This window comes from Pseudomonas sp. PB106 (assembly GCF_009764645.1).
Lineage (GTDB): Bacteria > Pseudomonadota > Gammaproteobacteria > Pseudomonadales > Pseudomonadaceae > Aquipseudomonas.
On the sequence record NZ_RWIM01000087.1, the window covers coordinates 1 to 6,106 of the forward strand.

The 6,106-nt window shown below is 61.0% G+C and carries 7 protein-coding genes; 2 read left to right on the forward strand and 5 right to left on the reverse strand.

Features of this window, described 5'->3' with window-relative positions; translation table 11 throughout:
• Positions 1-163 precede the first annotated feature (163 nt).
• Positions 164-928, forward strand: a complete 765-nt coding sequence (locus EJA71_RS11820) for an SDR family oxidoreductase (protein ID WP_007915905.1) — start codon at positions 164-166, stop codon at positions 926-928.
• Positions 929-1,128: 200 nt separating this feature from the next.
• Positions 1,129-2,034 (forward strand): cation diffusion facilitator family transporter, encoded by a 906-nt coding sequence (locus tag EJA71_RS11825; protein WP_158956999.1) that lies wholly within the window; start codon positions 1,129-1,131, stop codon positions 2,032-2,034.
• Between the two features lie 109 nt (positions 2,035-2,143).
• Here the strand turns inward: EJA71_RS11825 and EJA71_RS11830 are convergent, their stop codons facing one another.
• The 5 genes from EJA71_RS11830 to ureE form a co-directional block, all read right to left on the reverse strand.
• On the reverse strand, positions 2,144-3,277 hold the full coding sequence (locus EJA71_RS11830) for an AGE family epimerase/isomerase (protein WP_158957001.1): 1,134 nt from the start codon (positions 3,275-3,277) through the stop codon (positions 2,144-2,146).
• Between the two features lie 200 nt (positions 3,278-3,477).
• The gene (locus EJA71_RS11835; RefSeq protein WP_158957003.1) at positions 3,478-4,050 is read right to left on the reverse strand and encodes a HupE/UreJ family protein; all 573 of its coding nucleotides are present in this window, start codon (positions 4,048-4,050) and stop codon (positions 3,478-3,480) included.
• A 27-nt stretch (positions 4,051-4,077) separates the two neighbouring features.
• Positions 4,078-4,692 carry an urease accessory protein UreG gene (gene ureG, locus EJA71_RS11840; RefSeq protein ID WP_158957005.1) on the reverse strand — a complete coding sequence of 205 codons (615 nt, stop codon included), beginning with the start codon at positions 4,690-4,692 and terminating at the stop codon, positions 4,078-4,080.
• An 11-nt stretch (positions 4,693-4,703) separates the two neighbouring features.
• Positions 4,704-5,378 carry an urease accessory protein UreF gene (locus EJA71_RS11845; protein ID WP_158957007.1) on the reverse strand — a complete coding sequence of 225 codons (675 nt, stop codon included), beginning with the start codon at positions 5,376-5,378 and terminating at the stop codon, positions 4,704-4,706.
• Positions 5,375-5,875 (reverse strand): urease accessory protein UreE, encoded by a 501-nt coding sequence (ureE, locus tag EJA71_RS11850; RefSeq protein ID WP_158957009.1) that lies wholly within the window; start codon positions 5,873-5,875, stop codon positions 5,375-5,377. Before ureE ends, EJA71_RS11845 begins: the two co-directional genes overlap by 4 nt.
• Positions 5,876-6,106 lie beyond the last annotated feature (231 nt).

Sequence of the window (6,106 nt, forward strand, 5' to 3'; positions counted from 1 at the left end):
GAAGGCTGCGATCTTTTGATGTTGTTTTTCAAGATCAAAAGATCGCAGCCTTCGGCAGCTCCTACACGGAGCCGGTGGTTGCCCGATATTCGCGGGCCGGGCATGCTGCCTGCTGATTTTCTATTCCAAGGGCTGCTCAGGCGGCCGAAGCAAGGAGAACACGATGTCCAACACCCTGTTTATCACCGGCGCGACGTCCGGATTTGGTGAAGCCTGCGCCCGCCGTTTTGCCGAGGCTGGCTGGAAACTGGTGCTGACCGGTCGTCGTGAAGAACGCCTCAACGCGCTGTGCGCAGAGCTGTCGAAGCAGACCGAAGTGCACGGCCTGGTGCTCGACGTGCGTGATCGCAAGGCGATGGAAGAGGCGATTGCCAACCTGCCGCCGTCGTTCGCCAAGCTGCGCGGGCTGATCAACAACGCCGGTCTGGCGCTGGGCGTCGATCCTGCGCCGAAATGCGATCTGGACGACTGGGACACCATGGTCGATACCAACGTCAAAGGCCTGATGTACGCCACGCGCTTGCTGCTGCCGCGTTTGATCGCCCATGGCCGTGGCGCCGGCATCGTCAACCTCGGTTCCATCGCCGGCAACTATCCGTACCCGGGCAGCCATGTGTATGGCGCGACCAAAGCGTTCGTTAAACAGTTTTCGCTGAACCTGCGCTGCGACTTGCAGGGCACCGGCGTGCGGGTCAGCAACATTGAGCCAGGGCTGTGCGAGAGCGAGTTCTCGCTGGTGCGCTTTGCTGGCGATCAGGAGCGTTACAACGCGACTTACGCGGGCGCCGAGCCGATCCAGCCGCAGGACATCGCCGAGACGATTTTCTGGGTGATGAATGCGCCGGCGCATATCAACATCAACAGCCTGGAGTTGATGCCGGTGAGCCAGACCTGGGCGGGTTTTGCCATCGAGCGCAACAAGGCCTGACACCGCGTCACGGCCAATCGCTGGCAAGCCAGCTCCCACAAGTACCGAGTCGCTCACAAGATTCGTGTGCACCGATAACCCTGTGGGAGCTGGCTTGCCAGCGATGAGGCCAGAACAGGCAAAAAATACCGATAGGGTAAACTCCCCTCGCAACAACCCAACCGCAACCCGCGATTTTCAGGGTTTTTCGAGGAGTCAAAGTGAGTAACCGAGGTGAGCAGGCACTGCTCAAACAATCGACCATTCTGATGTTGGCTGTGGCGATTGCCGGGATCGTCACCGGTTTTGTTTCTGGTTCGCAATCCATCCTTTTCGATGGTTTTTTCTCGCTGATCGCTACGTTCATCAAAGTCCTGATGCTGATCACTGCCAAGTTGATCGCCAAGGAAAACAATCACCGTTTTCAGTTTGGCTACTGGCATCTGGAACCGATGGTGCTGCTGATCGAAGGCAGCTTCCTGTTGCTGATCGCGATCTATGCGTTTCTCAACGGCGTGTTTGGCATCATCAACGGTGGGCGCGAGATCGAGCTGGGGATGGTGATCATCTATGCGGCGGTGTTTACCGTGGTCGAGTTCGCCTACTTCTTCTACGTGCGTCGACGTAACCGCAAGCTCAAATCCAGCCTGATCCAGTTCGACAACATCAGTTGGCTGGTGGACGCGATGCTGTCCGTGGGCCTGTTGATCAGTTTCCTCGCGGCGCTGCTGCTCAAGTCCCAGGGCTACGGCGAGTGGGCGGCCTATGTCGACCCATTGATCCTGATCGTGCTGGCGCTGACCATGCTGCCACCGGCGTTCAAGATCCTTGGCCCGGCGCTAAGCGATGTGCTCGGTATCGCGCCGGATACGCTGGATGACCAGGTACGGCAAGTGATGGATGCGGCGAAGATCGAGCATGGTTTTGATGACTACGTGTCGTACGTGCAGAAGCACGGACGGGCGCGGTTTATCGAGATTCATGTGGTGTTGCCGGCAGACTATGCGCTGAGCCATGTCGGGCAGCTGGATGCCTTGCGCGAAGAGATTTCGTCGAAGCTGGGCAAGGCGGATGCAGCGCGGTGGTTGACCATCAGCTTTACCGGGGACAAGAAGTGGATCGCCTAGCGACCGCCTAGCAGCTGATCGTCGGATCGCCGCCCGGAGCAGGCTCACTCCTACATTTGGAATGCGTTCCCCTGTAGGAGTGAGCCTGCTCGCGATAGCTATTTATCCGTCAGCGAAGATATTCAGTAAGACCGTGATAGCAAGTCGCAAGGTGATACGGCGTCGTCGAAGGCATGTCTTTACGGCTGACCTCCCCCAACTCATCCCGACACTCGTGCCAGCCACCCGCATGCAAAAACCGCTGCTGCAACGCCTGCAACTGGCGCAACACCACCGCTTCACTGCCCTGACGCAAGGTCAGCGCACGCAGGTATTCCGCCTGTGCCCAGATCCGTTGAGTCGAATCCCGTGGGCGTCCGTTGGTTTCCAGATCGAGCATCGCGCGCACTGCGCCGGATGGCTGCACCACGCCGTATTGCTCGGTGAATGCGAACGCCCGGTCCAGCGCGGCATGCAGTTTGGAGCCACGCAGCAGCGCAGACGATTCGAGCAGGAAATACCATTCGAACTGATGCCCCGGCTCATACCAGTTATCCACAGCCCCGAGCGGCTTCTCCATCAACACGCCATGTTGGGGATCGACGAACTGCTTGTGCATGGCTGTGCATAACTCGAGCAGCGCCTTCTGCGTCTGAGCATCTTCACGTACTGCCAAGGTGGCGAGGAACGCTTCGGCCAAGTGCATCAACGGGTTCTGCAGCGGGCCGGTTTCGAGGGTGATCCAGTCGCGATCAAGGCACGCTTCGTACAGGCCATCGCCGGTGGCAAAGCGCCGACCAATGATTTCCAGCGCCGCGTTCAGTGTCGACTCGACCAGCGGATCGCCAGACTTTGCCCAGTAATGCGCGCAGGCAAACAGGATAAAGGCGTGGGTGTAGAGATCCTTGCGCTGATCCAGCGGCTTGCCCTGCGCATCGATGCTGTAGAACCAGCCGCCGTGCTCGGCATCGTGGAAGTAGCGTTGCAGCGAACGGAACAGCGCCGCCGCGCGGACGTCCGCGTTATCCACAACCCCGATCAGGCTGGAGAACAGGTACAGCTGCCGCGCGCACGCCATCGCCCGATAGCGCTGTGGTGGCAGCGGCTGATGCGCAGCGTCCAGCGCCTCGTAGGGCAACGCCATGTCAGCGTTCCAGCCCGGGCCTTGCCAGAGGGGCACGATCACGTTGACGAAGTGCTGTTGCACATCGCGAAACAGGGCGGTCAATTCAGGCAGGGCGGTGGAGCGGGGAGCGTGGGGCATGGGCGGACGTCGTCACGGGCTGGGGCGATTGCGCGACATGGTAGCAGAGCGGCAGGCTTTAGAGTCTTGGTGTCTGATCGACCGTCATCGCTGGCAAGCCAGCTCCCACAAGTTACTCGGTGAAGCAACTATCGTGTGATCACCGAAAATCCCTGTGGGAGCTGGCTTGCCAGCGATGAGGCCAGGACAGACGCTAGCGATCAGCCTGCCAGCAACCAGGCACCGGTCACCGCCGAGGCCGCCCCCGCCAGTCGCACCAACGGCGCCGCAGCCTGAGGCAGGAAGCGCACCACCGCATAACCGGCGGCATGCAACGCAGCGGTCGCGGCGACGAAACCGGCCGCATAGGCCCAAGGGCTACTCATCTCCGGCAATTCCAGCCCATGCGCGACGCCATGGAACAACGCAAACACCGCCGTCGCCACCACCGCCATCACCAACGGCGGACGCACCGCCAAGGCCACCGCCAGACCCAACGCCAGCACCGACGCGGCAATCCCGCTTTCCAGCGCCGGCAATTGCAGCCCTTCAAAACCGAGCATGCCGCCGATCAGCATGGTGCCGACAAACGTGCACGGCAGCGCCCAGCGCGCCGCGCCTTGTTGCTGCGCCGCCCACAACCCGACTGCCAACATCGCCAGCAAATGGTCGAGGCCGCCGATTGGGTGGCTGATGCCGGCGATCAAACCGCTGTCGCCATGCCCCGGGTGAGCGAAGGCCAGCGCCGGGGTCAGCAGCAGCGCCACAGCGCCGACAATGCGTTTGAGTGTCATGAATAAGCTTCCTTGTTGATAAGTGAATCAGGCTGCGGTCAGCAGGCCTTGGCGTTCGATGAAGGCGATGATGTCTTCCAGGCCCTGACCGGTTTTCTGGTTGCTGAAGACGAACGGCTTGCCGTTGCGCATGCGTTGGGTGTCGCTGTCCATCATTTCCAGCGACGCACCCACCAGCGGCGCCAGGTCGATTTTGTTGATCACCAGCAGATCCGACTTGCAGATCCCCGGACCGCCCTTGCGCGGCAGTTTGTCGCCAGCCGAAACGTCAATCACGTAGATGGTCAGGTCGGACAGTTCCGGGCTGAAGGTCGCCGAGAGGTTGTCGCCGCCGGACTCCACCAGAATCAGATCAAGCCCCGGAAAGCGCCGGTTCAGTTGATCGACCGCTTCAAGGTTGATCGACGCGTCTTCGCGGATCGCCGTGTGCGGGCAGCCGCCGGTTTCCACGCCGATGATCCGCTCCGGCGCGAGGGCTTCGTTACGCACGAGAAAATCGGCGTCTTCGCGGGTGTAGATATCGTTGGTGACCACGGCGAGGTTGTAGCGCTCGCGCAGGGCCAGGCACAGGGCCAGGGTCAACGCGGTTTTGCCGGAACCGACCGGGCCGCCGATGCCGACGCGCAGAGGTTGTGTGTTCATGAGTGTTTCTCCTAGGAGCGAAAGAGGCGGCTGTACTGGCGCTCGTGGGCCATGCACGCCAGGGACAGACCGAACGCGGCGCTGCCCATGTGTTCGGGATCGATTCGGGTTGCGTCCTGCTGGGCTTGTTGCAGCAGCGGCAGCAGTTCGCTGGTCAGGCGTTGGGCCGCTTGTTGGCCCAGCGGCAGGGTTTTCATCAATACGGCGAGCTGGTTTTCCAGCCAGCTCCACAACCACGCGGCGAGGGCGTCCTGCGGGCTGATGGCCCAGGCGCGCGCGGCCAGCGCCCAGCACAGGGCCAGATGCGGCTCAGAGCATTGATCGAGAAATTCACGGGCAGGCGCGTCGAGTTCCGGCAAACCGTTGAGCAATTGCTGCAACGAATAGCCCATCTGCCGGCTCTCCAGATGCAACTCGCGGGTTTCACGGCTGGCGCGGTGGCTTTCGCAGAGGCTCGACAGTTCGGCCCATTGTTCATCGGCGGCGGCCTGGCAATGGGCGAGCAGCAGCGGCGCTTCAAAACGCGAAAGATTGAGCAGCAACTGATCGCTGATCCAGCGTCGAGCGCTGTCCGGGTTGTTGACGCGGCCGTTATCCACCGCCATTTCCAGGCCTTGCGAATAGCTGTAGCCACCAATCGGCAATTGCGGACTGGCCAGGCGCAGCAGCGCCCAGGCCGGATTCACAGGCGTACGCCGAACTGATGGAGTTTCGGCGCGTAATTGAAGTCTTCGTCGCCGTGGCGTGAATGGTGATGGCCGCCGCCATAGGCACCGTGTTCCGGCTGGAACGGTGCTTCGATGGCTTCGACTTGTGCGCCGAGCTGTTCGAGCATGGCTTTGAGCACGTAATCGTCGAGCAGCCGCAGCCAGCCGTCGCCGACTTGCAGGGCAACGTGACGGTTGCCCAAGTGATACGCGGCGCGAGTCAGTTCGAAAGCATTGGCGCAGGTGACGTGCAGCAATTGTTCGGGGCGGGCGCAGACGCGGACGATGCGCCCGTCTTCGGCCTGCAGGCATTCGCCGTCGAACAGCGGCGGCTGACCGCGCTCCAAAAACAACCCGACGTCTTCGCCCTCGGCACTGAAACAGCGCAAACGGCTTTTGCTCCGCGCTTCGAAGGTCAGGTGCAACTCGGCGGCCCAGACGGGTTGAGGGTCGGTTCTGCGGTGAATCACCAGCATCGGAAAGCTTCCAGCTATGGACAATACTCTGGCTAGAGCAAGGGCCTTGCCAATCGGACGAGATGTAGGAAATCCCTGTCGGAGCGTGGTGGATGTTTCAAGATGTTGGGGGAATATGGAAGGTTTTGGTGCGTGAAGATTTTTTAATGCACCAATTTGCAGCGGGCAAAAAAAGATCGCAGCCTTCGGCAGCTCCTACATGAAACGCAATTTCTGTAGGAGCTGCCGAAG

What these genes read in the sequence shown, in the direction of transcription:
- EJA71_RS11820 (WP_007915905.1), top strand. Translation starts at nt 164, where the DNA reads ATGTCCAACACCCTGTTTATCACCGGCGCGACGTCCGGATTTGGTGAA.
- EJA71_RS11830 (WP_158957001.1), bottom strand. Translation starts at nt 3,277, where the DNA reads ATGCCCCACGCTCCCCGCTCCACCGCCCTGCCTGAATTGACCGCCCTG.
- EJA71_RS11835 (WP_158957003.1), bottom strand. Translation starts at nt 4,050, where the DNA reads ATGACACTCAAACGCATTGTCGGCGCTGTGGCGCTGCTGCTGACCCCG.
- ureG (WP_158957005.1), bottom strand. Translation starts at nt 4,692, where the DNA reads ATGAACACACAACCTCTGCGCGTCGGCATCGGCGGCCCGGTCGGTTCC.
- ureE (WP_158957009.1), bottom strand. Translation starts at nt 5,875, where the DNA reads ATGCTGGTGATTCACCGCAGAACCGACCCTCAACCCGTCTGGGCCGCC.